Here is a 16,224-nt window from a genome sequence, read left to right as displayed (position 1 = left end):
GTCAGGCCCGCTCGGCTTGTGGTAAACGGATCCCAAGCTCCGCCAACCGCGTATCGCGCAGGACAAAGCTGTGGATCGAAAAGATCACGGCACGTGTCTTCGGCAGGCGTCGCATTCCTTGCCGCTCCACCCGCAGAAATTTGCGCCCTGACTGCACCGGGCCTCTCTTATCCTCTTCCCGACGCGGTTGATGCAGTTCCGGATCCCCGTAAACCAGAGCATTCGCCCGCCACATCGGGCGGCCAACCTGAATACCATCAAACAGGCGCTGAACCCGGCGGGCAATTTCGGGCGTATATTCCTCAACCGGCACATGAATACGGGTCATGGGTTGCAGGAATTTCTGCTCCAGCGTCCAGCTGGCAGGAAAGCACAGGATTGCCCCGGTCAGCACGTGCTCATCCCCGATCTTTTCCATGATAACAAAATCTTCCTGAACCAAGGCTCCGACGGTCAGGAGCGGTGCAGCGCGATTGATCTCAATTTGCGCCCGGTCGGGACATATCACCCTCTCGGCGCAGATTTCGAAGTCACTGCGCGCACGCAGTTCCTCCAATACCGTCTCTAAAAGCTCTTGTGCGGCAGGCAGGGCCGTTTCCGACAGGCGGTGCACGGCATTCCCCTTGTCTGACATCAACTGACGGCGATGGTTCATCTGGGCGCCATAGGCATCATCAACCCAAAGCCATTCCCCGGGTGCGGTCGGTGTCAGTCCTGGCAGGCGGCGGGTATGCTCATCCTCCCACGGGCGAAATGGCAGCTCCTGTTGGCAAATTTCGACCATTCTAACTCCATGCTTCCGGGCCTTTGATCAGTCCTACCGTGGCAAAGCCCGGTTGGGCTGACAAGCGGGGCCGCGCCGTGACGGACGCCTTTTGTCACGTCCCCTCACGTTCCTGTGCGTTTGCACAACAATCCCTTGAGACCTGGGGCATCTGCCCCCAATCTCAGGGCAACACCGGTTAGTCCCTTGTCGGAAGGGCGCTGGGAAAAGGAACACCGGCCCCAACCACCGGGACCGGCTGGAAAAAGGATCTGTGGATGCCGACCGAGCGTTTCACTTTCAAAGGGCATGGCGGAGATGATCTGGCGGGGCGGTTGAACCTGCCCTCGGGTCCGCATCTGGGCACCGCCCTGTTTGCCCATTGCTTCACCTGCGGCAAGGACATTGCCGCCGCCCGACGCATCGCGGATCGCCTTGCCGGGCTGGGCATCGCCGTTTTGCGGTTTGACTTCACCGGGTTGGGCCAGTCAGACGGCGCGTTTGAACACACCCATTTTTCTTCAAATGTAGAAGATATCCTGCTCGCCGCACAGGCTTTGAAAGCGCGCGGTATGGCCCCGGACCTCCTGATTGGTCATTCGCTGGGGGGCGCGGCCATCCTCCGGGCGACGGCACAATTACCGGATACGCAGGCCGTAGTGACCATCGGCGCGCCCTCGACGCCTGCCAATGTCATCCGGCAATTTGAAACCGCCCTGCCCGATCTCAACGCCGAGGGAACAGCCCGTGTCCAACTTGGCGGTCGCCCGTTCACCCTGCGACAAAGCCTTGTTGATGATTTGCAGGAACAGAAGATAGATGAGGCCATCCACAATCTGAATGCCGCCCTACTGGTGCTGCATGCCCCGCGCGACGAAGTGGTCTCGATTGACCATGCCGCGAAGATTTTCATGGCCGCCAAGCATCCGAAAAGCTTTATCACCCTTGATGATGCCGACCATCTGATCACCCGACAGGCGGATGCGGAATATGTGGCCGAGGTGATTTCGGCCTGGGCAACCCGTTACACCGACCTGACCCCACCGGCCCCTCCGATAGGCGCGCCAGAGGGCATCGTTCGGGTGGCCGAAGCAGATGCAGACGGGTTTTTGCAAGACATTCAGGCCGGACCTTTTCATCACACCCAGGCCGATGAACCGATGGCCTATGGCGGCACCAACAAGGGCATGTCGCCTTACGGGTTCCTCTCAGCCGGGCTTGGGGCCTGCACATCCATGACCATCCGCATGTATGCACGCCGCAAAGGCTGGCCGCTGACCCATGTGCGGGTGGATGTCAGCCACAACAAGGTTCACGCGCAGGATGCCGACACCAGCACACGGGCAAAGATCGACAAGTTCCGCCGAGAGGTGATGCTGGACGGACCGCTCAGTCAGGACCAGCGGCATCGACTTCTGGAAATCGCTGATCGCTGCCCGGTGCACCGTACACTTGAAGGCACAAGTGACGTGGAGACCGTGCTGGTCGAGGCATAAGCCCGGTCATTCCCGCCACAATTCTGGTGAAAATACCGCTCCTTGCCGTGCGAATACCGTTTTGCCTTGACCTTGTCCGCCCGCCTTACGAAAACGCTGGGCATGAGCACTGGTAAACTGACAATTGATCTTGATGCCGTGGCCGCAAACTGGCAGGCGCTGGATGCGAAAACCGCAAATGACGTGCAGACCGCCGCGGTGGTCAAGGCCGATGCCTATGGGTTGGGTGTGGCAAAAACCGCGCGGGCGCTGGCCGCCGCAGGCGCACGCCGTTTTTTTGTCGCCGCCGCTGAAGAAGGGGCTGCCCTGCGCGAAGCCTTGGGACCGGGACCGGAAATCAGCGTGTTTTCCGGCCACATGTCCGGCGACACCGACATGATCCATGATCTGGGTCTTGTGCCGATGCTGAACTCGGTCGAACAGGTCACCCGCCATTTCGAAGCCCTGCCCGGGCACCCGTTTGGGGTCCAGCTTGATACCGGCATGAACCGCCTTGGCATGGAACCGGGCGAGTGGGCAGCCTTGCGCGACATCTGTCTGGCGCAGGGGCCGCGCCTGGTCATGAGCCACCTTGCCTGTGCGGATGAACCGGACCACGAGATGAACAAACGCCAGCTGATGGCGTTTCATGACATGACCGACGGCATTGATGCCCCGCGCAGCCTGTCTGCCACCGGGGGAATTTTGCTGGGGGAAGATTACCACTTTGACCTCACCCGCCCCGGAATTGGCCTTTATGGCGGATTTCCATATGAGGAGGCGCAGCCCGTGGTGGAACTGGACACCCCGGTTATTCAGATCCGCGACGTGGCCATCGGCGAAAGTGTTGGATATTCAAACACCTGGATCGCAGAACAGCCCACGCGCGTGGCCACGGTGGCAGCCGGGTATGCGGATGGCGTCAATCGCGCGATTTCAAACAAGGCGGTGTTGTTTCACGAAGACACCCCCTGCCCGATCCTGGGACGCGTTTCGATGGACATGATTGGCGTCGACATCACCCATCTGGACGGCCTGCCCAAATCCCTGACCCTTTTGGGCAAACATCAAAGCGTTGACGACCTTGCCGCCGTGGCCGGGACCATCGGCTATGAAATTCTGACACAGCTGGGCGCACGTTATTCCCGCCGCTATGCACGGGGCCGGGAATGACCGCCCTGACCACCCCTTTGGCAGCAATCGGCCGCTCGGTTCTTGGCTTTCTGGCCCTGATCGGTCGGGTGGCGATTTTTGCCGGGCAGGCGCTGGGCCATATCCTGCGCCCCCCCTTCTATCCGCGCGAGTTTCTCGCCTCGGTGATCAATATCGGCTATTTCAGCCTGCCCGTTGTGGGGCTGACCGCAATTTTCACCGGAGCGGCGCTGGCCCTGCAGATCTATTCCGGCGGGCAGCGTTTTTCGGCCGAGGCCGTGGTGCCGCAGATTGTCGCCATTGGCATGGTGCGAGAGCTTGGCCCGGTGCTGGTGGGGTTGATGATCGCCGCCCGCGTCACCTCTTCCATCGCGGCTGAAATTGCCACGATGAAGGTGACCGAGCAGATTGATGCGCTGGTCACCCTGTCGACACACCCGATGAAATACCTCACCGCCCCACGCGTGCTTGCCGCCATTCTGGTGGTGCCGGCCCTGGTTGGGATTGGCGATGTGATCGGCATCATGGGGGGCTATATTGTTGGCACCAAGCAACTGGGCTTTGCCCCTGGCGCTTATATCACCAACACCTGGAATTTCCTTGAAAGCGCCGACATTGTATCTTCTCTGGTCAAGGGGGCGGTGTTCGGGTTTATCGCCGCCGTGATGGGCTGCTTTCACGGTATGAATTCCGGGCGCGGCGCACAGGGGGTCGGTCGTGCCACCAAGACTTCGGTCGAAGCCGCCGCCGTGATGATCCTCGCCGCCAACTTCCTTCTCACCAGCTTTTTCTTTGTCTCATGATTGAACTCAAAAACGTCCACAAAGCCTTTGGTCCGAAACGCGTTCTGGATGGCGTTGACCTGACGATCAACAGGGGCGAAAGCATGGTGATCATCGGTGGATCAGGCACCGGGAAATCTGTGCTGCTCAAATGTATTCTTGGGCTGATGCAGCAAGATAGCGGGCTGATCACGCTGGACGGGGAAGACACGTCAAAAGTGGAGCGTGACGCGTTTCTGGCCCGATTTGGCATGCTGTTTCAGGGGGCCGCGCTGTTTGACAGTCTTCCTGTCTGGCAGAACGTCGCCTTTCGCCTGTTGCGTGGATCGCTGAAACGCCCGCGTGACGAAGCCCGTGAGATTGCCATTGAAAAGCTGCGCCGCGTGGGGCTGACCCCTGACGTGGCCGATCTGTTTCCATCCGAACTATCAGGCGGGATGCAGAAACGTGTGGGCCTTGCCCGTGCCATTGCCGCAGAACCCGAGATCATTTTCTTTGACGAACCCACCACCGGGCTCGATCCGATCATGTCCGGTGTGATCAATGACCTGATCCGCGAAATTGTAGTGGAAATGGGCGCAACCGCGATGACCATCACCCATGACATGTCTTCGGTCCGGGTGATCGCAGACAAGATCGCCATGCTGCATGCCGGCAAGATCCAGTGGACCGGCCCGGTAAGTGAGATGGACACCTCTGGCGACCCCTACGTGACCCAGTTCATTTCCGGCAGCGCCGAAGGGCCGATCGAAGCGGTGCGGTGAAATTCTCCGCTATTCTTGCTGATTGTGCTGCGGATTCAATCACATATCGGTGACCAATCTTTGCCCCGCTACCCAAATCGCGATTTTCTTGCTATAATCAACTTCTGATTAAAGCGTTTCGGGATAAACCTGAAACACATGTTTCTTCCGAAACGCCCACGACATTGATATCTCATGCGGCGTTTCAACTTTTCCCTGTCTCAGGTTAAAGTCGAAACGCTTTAGAAAATTCATTAAAGCGTTTCGGCCCGAGTGACGGCCCGAGCTGAACAAAAAAACACTTCAAAATTCGGCCAGTTTCCGCACTTCGTTGCGGGATCAAATACCCGAACCTCTTGGACCAAACCCCGAAACGCTTCGCGTGAACTCTTATTCATAAGGGGGGGAAATAATGCTGAATTTCAAAAGGATCATGGCGCTGCTGACCGGAATTGCGCAAAGGATTAGCCTTTTGCTGATGGTGATCTTGGCATTGGCACTTGTGGGGGCAACTCTCGCTGCCACCCTTGGAATGCAACCCTGGCTGACCATACCGGCCCGGTTCGGCGATCTGAATGTGCCGGATCTGGGCATGTATATGCAGATCTTTCTTACCGCTCTCTGTATTTCATTGCTGTTCTTCCTGCCCGGCCATGGCCGGATGATGCAGCTGGAAAACAGCCATCGCAGGTTTCACATGACAATGCAGGATGTCGCCCGGGCCTATCGCCTTGCCCATGAAGGGGACCGCGAAAAGCTGTTTAAAACCGGTGCCGAGTTTGATGCCGTGCGTGAACGCATAGCCCATCTTCGAAACCACCCCGACCTGGCAGGATTGGAACCCGACATTCTGGAAGTCGCAGCACAGATGAGCTACGAGAGCCGCGACTTGGCCCGCATCTACAGCAAAGATCGCGTGGAGCGTGCCCGCACCTTTCTGCGTCAACGCCATGAAGAGCTGGAGGAGTTTCGCTCCAACCTCAAACTGGCCCGCCTCTCGGTGGATGAGTTGAAGCACTGGTTGATGCAGGTCGAAGCGGATGAGCGCGTCGTGTCGAAACAGGTGGATGCGCTGGGGGCGGACCTCAACGCACTGTTGCCCAAGCTGGGTTTCGAAATACTGGCAACTCCGAACATGGAACGTACTGTCGTTCCCATGTCATCAAAGCCACGCCGGGACCGCAATCGCGGACCAGCTGGCCCTCGGGTGGACAACACGGCGCGGAAGGAACAGGACCTGAACGACAATAAGGAGTTGTAACGCCTACAGAACGCCATATATCCCGTCACTATGGTGTATCTGCGTTATCTGAATCTGGCCCTTTTGGCCCTGTTTCCCCTGTCCTGGTTTGCCCCGCTCCTGCGCGCGGGCCTGAACCTTCCATTTTTTGGCACGGATGAAATCAGCGTGATTTCGGGGCTGCAGACCCTCTGGGCAAAAGATGTATTCTTGGCGCTGCTGGTCACGTTTTTCGCCATTATCGCCCCCCTTCTGAAAACGCTGGGGCTTGCGTTGATCCAGTTTGGACAGATGCGGCGCAAGATGCTGCCGGTTTTCAACCTGATGGGCAAACTGGCGATGGCCGACATCTTTCTTGTGGCGCTTTATATCATTGTTGCTAAGGGCATGACCCTCACCCGGATCGAGGTGGCATGGGGGCTTTACCTGTTCAGCGCCTGTATCCTGACCTCGCTCGCCATCTCGCTTCTGACCGGGAAACGGTTCCAAACCGGAAAAAGTGCCGGGTAGGCCCGACAACACTCCCCCTTGCATGGGCCTGCCCTCTCGGGCACAAGTTCGCCATGGCAAAGAACAACAATTCCTTCAGCTGCAACGCCTGCGGAGCAGTGTTTACCAAATGGTCCGGGCGCTGCGATGGATGTGGCGAGTGGAACACGATTGTTGAGGACAAACCGCTTTCGGCAGGGCCGGCCTCAAAATCCCTTGGGGCGACACGCGGGCGTGGCATTGCCTTAAGCGACCTGTCAACCGAAGAAACGCCGCCCCCGCGCACCCTGTGCGGTCTGGGCGAACTGGATCGGGTGCTGGGGGGCGGGCTGGTGCCCGGCTCTGCCATTCTGGTTGGCGGTGATCCCGGCATCGGAAAATCGACGCTTCTTTTGCAGGCCGCCGCGCGGTTTGCCCAGGCGGGCCTTGATACGATTTATGTTTCGGGCGAAGAGGCCTCTGCCCAGGTGCGGATGCGCGCCGAGCGGCTGGGGCTGAGACAGGCACCGGTGCGCCTGGCCGCCGAAACCAATCTCCGAAACATCCTGACAACCCTGGACGAAGAGCGCCCGCAACTGGCGATCATCGACTCGATCCAGACCATGTGGGCCGACAACGTGGACAGCGCCCCGGGCTCCGTCAGCCAGGTGCGCGCCGCCGCGCATGAATTGACAACCTTTGCCAAAACCCGTGGCGTCTCGGTCATACTGGTGGGCCATGTGACCAAGGAGGGCCAGATTGCTGGCCCCCGCGTGGTGGAGCATATGGTTGATACAGTGCTTTATTTCGAAGGCGAGCGTGGCCACCAGTTCCGCATTCTGCGCGCAGTCAAGAACCGCTTTGGTCCGGCTGACGAGATTGGCGTTTTCGAAATGACCGGGGGCGGGTTATCAGAAGTCGGCAACCCGTCGGCGCTGTTTCTGTCCGACCGCGAAGAACCGGCGCCTGGCAGTGTGGTATTTGCGGGCATCGAAGGCACCCGCCCGGTGCTGGTCGAGTTTCAGGCGCTTGTCGCCCCCTCTCCTCACTCCCAGCCACGCCGCTCGGTTCTTGGATGGGACGGTGGGCGACTGGCAATGATCCTGGCGGTGCTTGAGGCCCGTTGCGGCATTCCTTTTGCCGGGCTGGACGTCTATCTGAACGTGGCCGGCGGCATGAAAATATCTGAACCGGCCGCAGATCTGGCTGTGGCGGCGGCGCTACTGTCTGCGCGAGAGGACGCCGCCATCCCCAAAGACACTGTGGTTTTTGGGGAAATCAGTCTATCAGGGGCGTTGCGCCCGGTGGGGCAGACCGAAAACAGGTTGAAAGAAGCGCTGAAACTTGGTTTCAACGCAGCCATCACTCCCAGTCGCAGCAAAACAGGGGCTGTCGAGGGAATGCGCATACAGAAAATGGCGGATCTGACCGGATTCGTTGGTGAAGTTTTCGGGGCGGGGTAACCTCCCTCCTCGTGTAAATACGGCGAAAAACATCGGAGAGACAGATGGAAGCCTTTACTCTTGTTGACGGGATCGTTGCGGCGGTCATCCTTGTCTCGGCCATTTTGGCCTATTCACGCGGATTTGTGCGCGAAGGCATGTCGATCCTTGGCTGGATCGCTGCGGCCATTCTGGCCTATATCTTTGCGCCAAAGGCTGTGCCACTGATCAAAGAGGTTCCGGTGCTGCGCGATTTCATCGCTGACAGCTGCGAGCTGAGCATGATTGCAGCATTTGCCGGTGTCTTTGCGCTGGCGCTGGTTGTGGTGTCGATCTTTACGCCGCTGTTCTCCTCCGCCGTGCAACGCTCTGCGCTGGGCGGGCTGGATCAGGCGCTTGGCTTCATCTTTGGCGTCGCCCGCGGGTTGCTGTTGGTGGCCATTGCGCTGGTGGTTTACGACCGGGTTGTGACCACGGACACGATCAAGATGGTGGATGACTCGCGCACGGCCAAAATTTTCGCCCGCACCCAGGACAAGATCAACGAACAGATCCCCGAAGATGCGCCCGGCTGGATCGTGGGGCGGTACGAGGCCCTGGTGGGCAGCTGCACCTCCGAGGAAAAACCATAGGAATTGTCAACAAAACGCGCCTTTCGGCGCGTTTTTCTTTACATAAACAACGCCCCGGCCCTTCGGCCTCCCTCTCATGTTAAGAAATCGCCTCCTGAATATGATAGTTTCGTGACAGGACGCTTTTCACCCACTATGAGGAAGCCAACGCCACGGAATCGGAGACTGAGATGTCCAAACCGCCCGCCGCCTGCCCTTCCAAGGATCAGATGAAGCCGTTTCTTGCCCATCCGTTTGATGATGAGAAACTAAAGGAAGAATGCGGCGTCTTTGGCGTCATTGGTCTGAAGGACGCGTCCAATTTCGTCGCCCTTGGCCTGCACGCTCTGCAGCACCGCGGACAGGAAGCTGGCGGCATTGTCTGTCATGACCCGGAAGAGGGGTTCAACTCGGCCCGTCGTTTCGGCTATGTCCGGGACAACTTCACCAAAGAAAGCGTGATGAAACACCTGCCCGGTCCGATTGCGATCGGTCATGTGCGCTATTCCACCGCCGGCTCCAAGGGGGCGGTGATCCGCGATGTTCAGCCCTTCTTTGGCGAGTTTTCCATGGGTGGCGCCGCCATTGCCCATAATGGCAACATTACCAATGCCAACGCGCTGCGCCGCGAGTTGATCGACCGCGGGTCGATTTTCCAAAGCTCCTCGGACAGTGAATGCATCATCCACCTGATGGCCCGTTCACTGCAACGCAATATCTCCGAACGGCTTGAGGATGCGCTGCGCCGGGTTGAGGGCGCGTTTTCGGTGGTCGCCATGACCCGCACCAAGCTGATTGGGGTGCGTGATCCGCATGGGGTGCGCCCGCTTGTGCTGGGCCGCTTGGGCGACGGGTGGGTCCTGTCGTCTGAAAGCTGTGCACTGGACATTATCGGTGCGGAACTGGTGCGTGAAATCGAACCGGGCGAAATGGTGGTGATCTCGGATGGTGAGGTGGAAAGCCGGTTCCCCTTCCGACCGCAGCCATCGAAATTCTGCATCTTCGAACATGTCTATTTCTCGCGTCCAGATTCGATTATCGGAGGGCGCTCGGTCTATGAAACCCGCCGTCAGATCGGTGTGGAGCTGGCCCGCGAAGCCGCGGTAGACGCAGATCTGGTCTGCCCGGTGCCGGACAGCGGCGTGCCATCTGCGATTGGCTATAGCCAGGAAAGCGGCATCCCTTACGCAATGGGCATTATCCGCAACCAATATATGGGCCGCACCTTTATCGAGCCCACCGATGCGATCCGCAACATGGGGGTCCGCCTCAAACTCAACGTCAACCGCGCGCTGATCAAGGGCAAACGGGTGATCCTGGTCGATGACAGCGTTGTGCGCGGGACCACAACCCGCAAGATCAAGGACATGTTCCTGGATGCAGGCGCCAAGGAAGTGCATTTCCGCATTGCCTCTCCGCCCACCGCCTGGCCCTGCTTCTATGGGGTCGATACGCCGGAACGCGAAAAACTTCTTGCCGCGACCATGAGCGAAGAAGAGATGTGTGAACACCTCAAGGTCAACAGCCTGAAATTCATCTCTCTCGATGGGCTTTACCGCGCGGTGGGAGAGGCCGACGGCCGCAAGAAAAGCTGCCCGCAATATTGCGACGCCTGCTTCTCGGGCGAATACCCGGTGGTGCCCTCGGACAAGATTGAACAGGGGTTCAAGATGGCGGCGGCGGAGTGATCCCTACCCTGCCTTTCCGGCCCCATTGCCTCGCATAACAAGTTGCGGCAAGCTTGAACGATGACCAAACTGCGCTTTCGCCCGCATCATTTCCTCTGCTCCCTTGGCTTTCAGGGCAAGGGCTATTCGGATGGGTTCACCGCCAATATGGACGCGATCGTCAATGGGCGTCTGCGGGCAGAGGGCGGAGATCGGGTTGAGATCGAAGTGATCCGACACACCGATGACATTTGTGGCCCCTGCCCCAAACGCATCGACACCAAATGCCAAAACCAGGAGGGGATCGAGGCGCTGGACCGCCAGCATCTGACCGCGCTGGATCTGCGCTATGGCCAGACCCTGACCTGGGGCGAGGCCGAGGCAACCATCCGCCGCAAGGTGCGTCCACGCGACCTGAACACGATCTGCGCAGGGTGCCAATGGCTCAGCTACGGTCTGTGTGAAACCGCGCTTCGCGATCTGCATGACCGGTTGGATCTGGAAGATGACGGGGTGCGTCCGCTGGCACCTTCGGCGCAGGAGCGGGCGAAATGACACAGGACGGCGTTGGCCCCCTCGACATTCCAGAACCTGAACGCTACAGGTCAACCATGACTGAGACCAAGAAAATCGCGCTGGTCACCGGCGCCTCCCGTGGGCTCGGCGCCGCCTTGGCGCTGGAGCTGTCAAAGACCCATCACGTGATGGCCGTGGGCCGCACCACAGGCGCGCTGGAAGAGCTTGACGACAGGATCCAGGCAGCGGGTGGCAGCGCCACGCTGGCGCCGCTGGATGTGACCGACAAGGGCGCGATGGCCCATCTGTGCCGGTCAATCCATGACCGCTGGGGCAAGGTGGATACCTGGGCGCATACCGCAATCTATGGCCCGGCCCTGATGCCAACCACCGATCTTGATGACAAGGGATGGAACCGGGCGTGGCAAACCAATGTCGAGGCCACGCGGATCCTGATCCATATGGTCAACCCGCTGCTGGCGGATGAAAGCACCGCGTTGTTTTTCCACGACGATCACGCGGGAGAGAGCTTTTTTGCAGGCTACGGCGCCACCAAGGCCGCACAGATGGCGATGGTGAACAGCTGGGCGTCTGAGACCTCCCGGCTTGGCCCGAACGTGGTGGTGGCAAAGCCGAAACCGCTGGCCACAACAATGCGCACCCGGTTTTACCCGGGCGAGGATCGTGACGCTCTGGCACATGTCGAGGATGAAAGCCGCCGCATTCTTGCCGAGGTGGGGCTGGCCTAACCGGTTCCCGACCTGAGTCCCGAAAAGCACATATCGCCGCGCAAATTCCGAAAACAATTGCCGCTTTTCCCTGCCTGCCCTAATGAGGGGCAGGCATTGTTTTTATGACTGAACGGCAAATCGGGGACAAACATGCGCATTCTCATCACCAATGACGACGGCATCAACGCGCCCGGTCTGAAAGTGGCCGAAGCCATTGCGAAAGAGATTGCCGGCCCCGATGGCGAGGTCTGGATCGTGGCCCCTGCCTTTGAGCAATCCGGGGTTGGCCACTGCATCTCATACACCCACCCGTTCATGGTGGCCCAGCACGGGCCCCGGCGCTTTGCCGCAGAAGGCAGCCCTGCCGATTGCGTTCTGGCAGCCCTGCACCACGTCCTGCCCGTGCGCCCTGATCTGGTGATTTCCGGGGTAAACCGGGGCAATAATTCTGCCGAAAACGCCCTTTACTCGGGCACATTGGGCGCAGCGATGGAAGCGGCCCTTCAGGGCCTGCCGGCAATTGCGCTCAGCCAGTATATGGGGGCGGGCACCAAGGGGCTGGACAGCGTATTCGATGCCGCCAGCGCCCATGGCGCGAAGATTGTGCGCAAGCTGTTGCAAGAAGCCCCCTGGGATGCGCAGGAAAACTACAAGATCTTCTACAATGTGAATTTCCCCCCGGTGAGCGCCGAGAACGTCCAGGGGGTGAAAGCCGCACCGCAGGGTTGGCGTCACGACGCCACCTTCTCAGCCGAACCGCATCAAAGCCCGTCCGGTCGACAGTTCCTCTGGATCAAGGGCGGCCCGCAGGCCACCCCGTCCGACCCCGAGATGGATGTGACGGAAAACCTCGCAGGCTATGTTTCGGTCACGCCGATGCGCGCTGACCTGACCGCACATGACCATTTGTCCCGGGTAAAGGACCTGTTTTCATGACCTCCCCTGGCAATGGCATGGATGCAGAGCGCAAGATGCAGTTTCTTTTCGCGTTGCGCACAAAGGGCGTGACGGATCCACGCGTCCTGACAGCGATGGAAGAAATTGACCGCGGACCCTTTGTGCGCGGTATTTTCACCGAACGCGCCTATGAAGACATGCCGTTGCCAATTGCCTGCGGACAAACGATTTCACAGCCGTCAGTGGTGGGGTTGATGACGCAGGCCGCCCGGATCACCCCGCGCGACAAGGTGCTCGAAATTGGCACCGGATCCGGTTATCAGGCCGCCATCCTGTCGCGTCTCGCCCGCCGGGTCTATACGATCGACCGGCACAGACGCCTGGTGCAGGAAGCCCGTCAGATCTTTGAAGCACAGGACCTGCACAATATCACCGCCATCACCGGGGATGGGTCCCGCGGTCTGCCGGATCAGGCGCCTTTTGACCGGATCATTGTCACGGCGGCGGCGGAAGACCCGCCCAGCCCCCTCTTGGCGCAGCTGGCAATCGGCGGTATCATGATTGTGCCGGTGGGGCAGTCGGACACGGTCCAGAGCCTGATCAAGGTGACACGCCTTGAGGATGGGTTTGACTATGACGAACTGTTGCCGGTGCGTTTCGTGCCCCTGTTGGAAGGGTTGGGGCAGGAATAGCGAGACCCCGGGAAAAACGGGGCCGCAAAACAAAAACTCCCGTGGCAAAACCCCGGCAGAGGGTACGCCACTCGCCCTCTGGGCACATAAACAGGTCCAAACGGGCCGATGATTGAGGACAAGAGCAATGAAACGACGCCCCATGAGGATCATGCGCGGCCTTCCGATTGTTGGCATGGTTGCCGTAACAACTGCCTGCACCGACGGGTTCGACTTCGACCTGCGCCCAGCCCATAACAGCCTGTCAACCGCTGCAGCCGCCCAGAATGCCAGGACCGCCCCACGCCCTGCACCCGACGCGCGCGGCGTGATCGCCTATCCGACCTATCAGGTGGCGCTTGCACGTCGGGGGGATACGGTGGCCGACGTGGCCAAGCGGATCGGGCTCCCGGCGGACGAACTGGCCCGCTACAATGGGATCGACGCAAACACCCCCCTGAACCGGGACGAGCTTCTGGCCCTGCCCCGTCGTGTGGCCGAGCCATCAACCGGTGTGATCCAACCCGGCGGGCAGATCGACATCCAGACCTTGGCCGGAGATGCCATTGACCGCTCTCCCTCTGGCGCCAACCGTGCCGTTGCCTCCACAAGCCCGCCCGCGTCCCTCAGCGGTGAAGAGCCGCTGCGCCACCGTGTTGAGCGCGGCGAGACCGCTTATTCGATTGCACGTCTCTATCAGGTCTCCGTCCGCTCGCTTGCCGATTGGAATGGTCTTGGCGCAGATCTTGCCGTGCGCGAAGGTCAGTTTCTGCTGATCCCGGTGAAAGTGCAGGCGACCGCAGCAGCCACCCAAGTCAGCAAACCTGGACAGGGCAGCCCCACCCCCACCCCGCCGTCTGCATCGCAGCCGCTGCCGGACGAAAAGCCGTCCCAGGCGAAACCGGCCGCAACACCCCCGTCACCTGACATGAAAGATCAACGCACAAGTGCATCCTCCTCAAAGATGGTCCTGCCGGTTGCCGGCAAAGTGACCAGCCTGTTTGACGCGGATAAGGCGGGCTATATCCTCATATCAGCCAAACCGGGCGACGCTGTCAAAGCAGCCTCCTCGGGCACTGTGCGCCTTGTGTCGAAAGATGTGGAAGGCGAGGAGATTGTGGTGATTGATCACGGGGACAACACCCAGACCGCCTATAGTTTCATCGAAGGCATTTCGGTTCAGAAAGGACAGAAGGTGAAACGCGGCCAGCAGATCGCAAAGGCCACGAAGAACCAGTATAACGCCATTCAGTTCCTAGTCTTCAAAGGGACGGATCCGGTCGATCCGATGCTTTACCTGAATTAACCAGCGGCCCCGCAAGACCTTGAAGGAGTAGGCAGTTTGCCCATCTCATCTTCAAGGTCCTCTGGAATGTGGGAGGCAAGAAAAAAGAGGCGCGCTTTTGGCGGGCCTCTTTTTTTGACGGGGCTTTGGGCGGACAATGCGCAAAGACCCGAGCCTGTTTCGGGACACGCGCTAAAGCGTTTCGAGATTAACTTGAGACACAAGTTGATTTCGAAACGCCCGCAACATCAGTAGGGTTCGAGCGTTTCGCCTCATTATTGTGTCTCAATAATAAGTCGAAACACTTTATTCGTCAGCGCGGCCTTTCCCAAGGTGCTTGCGCAGCCGAGACGGCGTGGATTTCTTCCGGTTCTTGTAGGGGTTCTTGTCCCCTTGCCCACGCATGGTCAGCCGGATCGGCGTGCCGGGCATGTCAAAATCCTCGCGCAGCCCGTTCACCAGGTAACGGGTGTAGCTTTCGGGCAGCTTATCCGGGTGTGAGCACATCACGACAAAGGCTGGCGGGCGGGCTTTGACCTGGGTCATATAGCGCAGTTTGATGCGACGTCCGCCGGGGGCGGGAGGCGGGTGCGCCTCGATCATTTCCGACAGCCAACCGTTCAGATGAGAGGTGCGGATGCGGGTGTTCCAGATCGCATGGGCGCGCAGAACCGCCTCGCGCAGGCGCTCCATCCCTTTGCCGGTCTTTGCCGAGATTGTCACAAGAGGTGCGCCGCGAAGTTGCGGCAACAGGCGGGCAAAAGCCTCTTTCAACTCTTTGAGTTTTTCCTGTTTTTCCGGCTCCACGTCCCATTTGTTGATCGCAACAACAACCGCCCGCCCTTCGCGTTCCGCGAGGTCGGCGATGCGCAGATCCTGTTGTTCAAACGGGATGGCCGCATCAAGCATAACCACCACCACCTCGGCGAATTTCACCGCGCGCAGCCCGTCTGAAACAGACAGTTTTTCCAGCTTTTCCTGAACCTTGGCCCGCTTTCGCATCCCGGCCGTGTCAAAGATCCGCGTGGGGGTATCGCCCCAGTTGAACCGCAATGAAATGGAATCGCGTGTGATCCCGGCCTCGGGACCGGTGAGCAGCCGCTCCTCGCCGATGAGCTGGTTGATCAGCGTGGATTTCCCGGCATTGGGCCGGCCAATAACCGCCACTTGCAACGGGCGTTCCACGGTGGGCTGGCGCGGACCATCATCCTCTTCGCCATCGACAACATCCACATCGGTTTCAGGAGCCGTTTCCGCGGCGCGTTCTTCAAATTGTTTCGCAATCGGATCAAGGGCAGACAACAGCTCCCCCATACCTTCGCCATGCTCACCTGACATGCGGATCGGTTCACCCAACCCCAGCGCATAGGCTTCGAGATAGCCCGCATCTGCCGCCTTCCCCTCCGCCTTGTTTGCCGCAAGGATCACATGGGCATTCTTGCGGCGCAGGATGTCGGCAAACACTTCATCAGCCGGCAAAAGCCCGGCCCGCGCATCGACAATGAACAGGCAGGCATCAGCCATTTCCACGGCGCGCTCCGTCAGGCGACGCATCCGCCCCTGAAGGCTTTCATCCGTGGCCTCTTCCAACCCCGCCGTGTCAATCACGGTAAAGCGCAGATCGCCCAGCCGCGCCTCGCCTTCGCGCAGGTCGCGGGTCACACCGGGCTGATCATCGACCAGCGCAAGGCGCTTGCCGACCAGTCGGTTGAACAGGGTAGATTTGCCCACATTCGGGCGGCCCACAATGGCGAGGGTAAAGCTCATATCGGACTCCGGGT

General features: G+C 59.6%; 16 protein-coding genes. 14 read left to right on the top strand and 2 right to left on the bottom strand.

Features of this window, described 5'->3' with window-relative positions; translation table 11 throughout:
* Position 1: 1 nt before the first annotated feature.
* Positions 2-784: a heme-dependent oxidative N-demethylase family protein gene (locus tag K3J57_RS05030; RefSeq protein WP_259797353.1), complete on the bottom strand. Its 783-nt coding sequence runs from the start codon at positions 782-784 to the stop codon at positions 2-4.
* A 257-nt stretch (positions 785-1,041) separates the two neighbouring features.
* Between K3J57_RS05030 and K3J57_RS05025 the strand changes: the two genes are divergently transcribed.
* The 14 genes from K3J57_RS05025 to K3J57_RS04960 all read left to right on the top strand — a co-directional run bounded on the left by K3J57_RS05025 (position 1,042) and on the right by K3J57_RS04960 (position 14,464).
* Complete coding sequence (locus K3J57_RS05025; RefSeq protein WP_259797350.1) at positions 1,042-2,259, top strand: bifunctional alpha/beta hydrolase/OsmC family protein; 1,218 nt, start codon at positions 1,042-1,044, stop codon at positions 2,257-2,259.
* Between the two features lie 102 nt (positions 2,260-2,361).
* Positions 2,362-3,411: an alanine racemase gene (alr, locus tag K3J57_RS05020; protein ID WP_259797346.1), complete on the top strand. Its 1,050-nt coding sequence runs from the start codon at positions 2,362-2,364 to the stop codon at positions 3,409-3,411.
* The gene (locus tag K3J57_RS05015) at positions 3,408-4,193 is read left to right on the top strand and encodes an MlaE family ABC transporter permease (RefSeq protein WP_173487278.1); all 786 of its coding nucleotides are present in this window, start codon (positions 3,408-3,410) and stop codon (positions 4,191-4,193) included. Before alr ends, K3J57_RS05015 begins: the two co-directional genes overlap by 4 nt.
* The gene (locus K3J57_RS05010; RefSeq protein WP_173487279.1) at positions 4,190-4,936 is read left to right on the top strand and encodes an ABC transporter ATP-binding protein; all 747 of its coding nucleotides are present in this window, start codon (positions 4,190-4,192) and stop codon (positions 4,934-4,936) included. Before K3J57_RS05015 ends, K3J57_RS05010 begins: the two co-directional genes overlap by 4 nt.
* Positions 4,937-5,327: 391 nt before the next feature.
* Entirely contained in the window at positions 5,328-6,176 is an 849-nt protein-coding gene (locus K3J57_RS05005) for a DNA repair protein (RefSeq protein WP_259794295.1), read from the top strand.
* 30 nt (positions 6,177-6,206) lie between these two features.
* Entirely contained in the window at positions 6,207-6,665 is a 459-nt protein-coding gene (locus K3J57_RS05000; RefSeq protein ID WP_173487281.1) for a paraquat-inducible protein A, read from the top strand.
* Positions 6,666-6,718: 53 nt separating this feature from the next.
* Entirely contained in the window at positions 6,719-8,086 is a 1,368-nt protein-coding gene (gene radA / locus K3J57_RS04995; RefSeq protein ID WP_259797343.1) for a DNA repair protein RadA, read from the top strand.
* A 44-nt stretch (positions 8,087-8,130) separates the two neighbouring features.
* Positions 8,131-8,697: a CvpA family protein gene (locus K3J57_RS04990; protein WP_055192663.1), complete on the top strand. Its 567-nt coding sequence runs from the start codon at positions 8,131-8,133 to the stop codon at positions 8,695-8,697.
* A 209-nt stretch (positions 8,698-8,906) separates the two neighbouring features.
* The gene (gene purF / locus K3J57_RS04985) at positions 8,907-10,364 is read left to right on the top strand and encodes an amidophosphoribosyltransferase (RefSeq protein WP_259794860.1); all 1,458 of its coding nucleotides are present in this window, start codon (positions 8,907-8,909) and stop codon (positions 10,362-10,364) included.
* 60 nt (positions 10,365-10,424) lie between these two features.
* Entirely contained in the window at positions 10,425-10,898 is a 474-nt protein-coding gene (locus tag K3J57_RS04980) for a DUF1284 domain-containing protein (RefSeq protein ID WP_259794292.1), read from the top strand.
* Between the two features lie 56 nt (positions 10,899-10,954).
* Positions 10,955-11,608: an SDR family NAD(P)-dependent oxidoreductase gene (locus tag K3J57_RS04975; RefSeq protein WP_259797735.1), complete on the top strand. Its 654-nt coding sequence runs from the start codon at positions 10,955-10,957 to the stop codon at positions 11,606-11,608.
* Between the two features lie 132 nt (positions 11,609-11,740).
* Positions 11,741-12,526, top strand: a complete 786-nt coding sequence (surE, locus tag K3J57_RS04970; RefSeq protein ID WP_259797340.1) for a 5'/3'-nucleotidase SurE — start codon at positions 11,741-11,743, stop codon at positions 12,524-12,526.
* Positions 12,523-13,179 (top strand): protein-L-isoaspartate(D-aspartate) O-methyltransferase, encoded by a 657-nt coding sequence (locus K3J57_RS04965; RefSeq protein WP_173487288.1) that lies wholly within the window; start codon positions 12,523-12,525, stop codon positions 13,177-13,179. Before surE ends, K3J57_RS04965 begins: the two co-directional genes overlap by 4 nt.
* A gap of 127 nt (positions 13,180-13,306) precedes the next feature.
* A complete protein-coding gene (locus K3J57_RS04960) occupies positions 13,307-14,464 on the top strand; it encodes a LysM peptidoglycan-binding domain-containing protein (RefSeq protein ID WP_259797336.1) in 1,158 nt (385 codons plus the stop codon).
* A gap of 285 nt (positions 14,465-14,749) precedes the next feature.
* Here K3J57_RS04960 and der read toward each other — a convergent pair whose 3' ends face one another.
* Complete coding sequence (der, locus tag K3J57_RS04955) at positions 14,750-16,210, bottom strand: ribosome biogenesis GTPase Der (RefSeq protein WP_259786569.1); 1,461 nt, start codon at positions 16,208-16,210, stop codon at positions 14,750-14,752.
* Positions 16,211-16,224 lie beyond the last annotated feature (14 nt).

Source organism: Aliiroseovarius crassostreae, from assembly GCF_025137635.1.
Lineage (GTDB): Bacteria > Pseudomonadota > Alphaproteobacteria > Rhodobacterales > Rhodobacteraceae > Aliiroseovarius > Aliiroseovarius crassostreae.
Note: the sequence above shows the minus strand (reverse complement) of the source record. Positions and strands in the feature narration are given on the sequence as shown.

Bases quoted from the DNA above. Each gene is read 5' to 3' on its own strand.
- K3J57_RS05030 (WP_259797353.1), bottom strand. From the start codon at position 784: ATGGTCGAAATTTGCCAACAGGAGCTGCCATTTCGCCCGTGGGAGGAT.
- K3J57_RS05025 (WP_259797350.1), top strand. From the start codon at position 1,042: ATGCCGACCGAGCGTTTCACTTTCAAAGGGCATGGCGGAGATGATCTG.
- alr (WP_259797346.1), top strand. From the start codon at position 2,362: ATGAGCACTGGTAAACTGACAATTGATCTTGATGCCGTGGCCGCAAAC.
- K3J57_RS05015 (WP_173487278.1), top strand. From the start codon at position 3,408: ATGACCGCCCTGACCACCCCTTTGGCAGCAATCGGCCGCTCGGTTCTT.
- K3J57_RS05010 (WP_173487279.1), top strand. From the start codon at position 4,190: ATGATTGAACTCAAAAACGTCCACAAAGCCTTTGGTCCGAAACGCGTT.
- K3J57_RS05005 (WP_259794295.1), top strand. From the start codon at position 5,328: ATGCTGAATTTCAAAAGGATCATGGCGCTGCTGACCGGAATTGCGCAA.
- K3J57_RS05000 (WP_173487281.1), top strand. From the start codon at position 6,207: ATGGTGTATCTGCGTTATCTGAATCTGGCCCTTTTGGCCCTGTTTCCC.
- radA (WP_259797343.1), top strand. From the start codon at position 6,719: ATGGCAAAGAACAACAATTCCTTCAGCTGCAACGCCTGCGGAGCAGTG.
- K3J57_RS04990 (WP_055192663.1), top strand. From the start codon at position 8,131: ATGGAAGCCTTTACTCTTGTTGACGGGATCGTTGCGGCGGTCATCCTT.
- purF (WP_259794860.1), top strand. From the start codon at position 8,907: ATGAAGCCGTTTCTTGCCCATCCGTTTGATGATGAGAAACTAAAGGAA.
- K3J57_RS04980 (WP_259794292.1), top strand. From the start codon at position 10,425: ATGACCAAACTGCGCTTTCGCCCGCATCATTTCCTCTGCTCCCTTGGC.
- K3J57_RS04975 (WP_259797735.1), top strand. From the start codon at position 10,955: ATGACTGAGACCAAGAAAATCGCGCTGGTCACCGGCGCCTCCCGTGGG.
- surE (WP_259797340.1), top strand. From the start codon at position 11,741: ATGCGCATTCTCATCACCAATGACGACGGCATCAACGCGCCCGGTCTG.
- K3J57_RS04965 (WP_173487288.1), top strand. From the start codon at position 12,523: ATGACCTCCCCTGGCAATGGCATGGATGCAGAGCGCAAGATGCAGTTT.
- K3J57_RS04960 (WP_259797336.1), top strand. From the start codon at position 13,307: ATGAAACGACGCCCCATGAGGATCATGCGCGGCCTTCCGATTGTTGGC.
- der (WP_259786569.1), bottom strand. From the start codon at position 16,210: ATGAGCTTTACCCTCGCCATTGTGGGCCGCCCGAATGTGGGCAAATCT.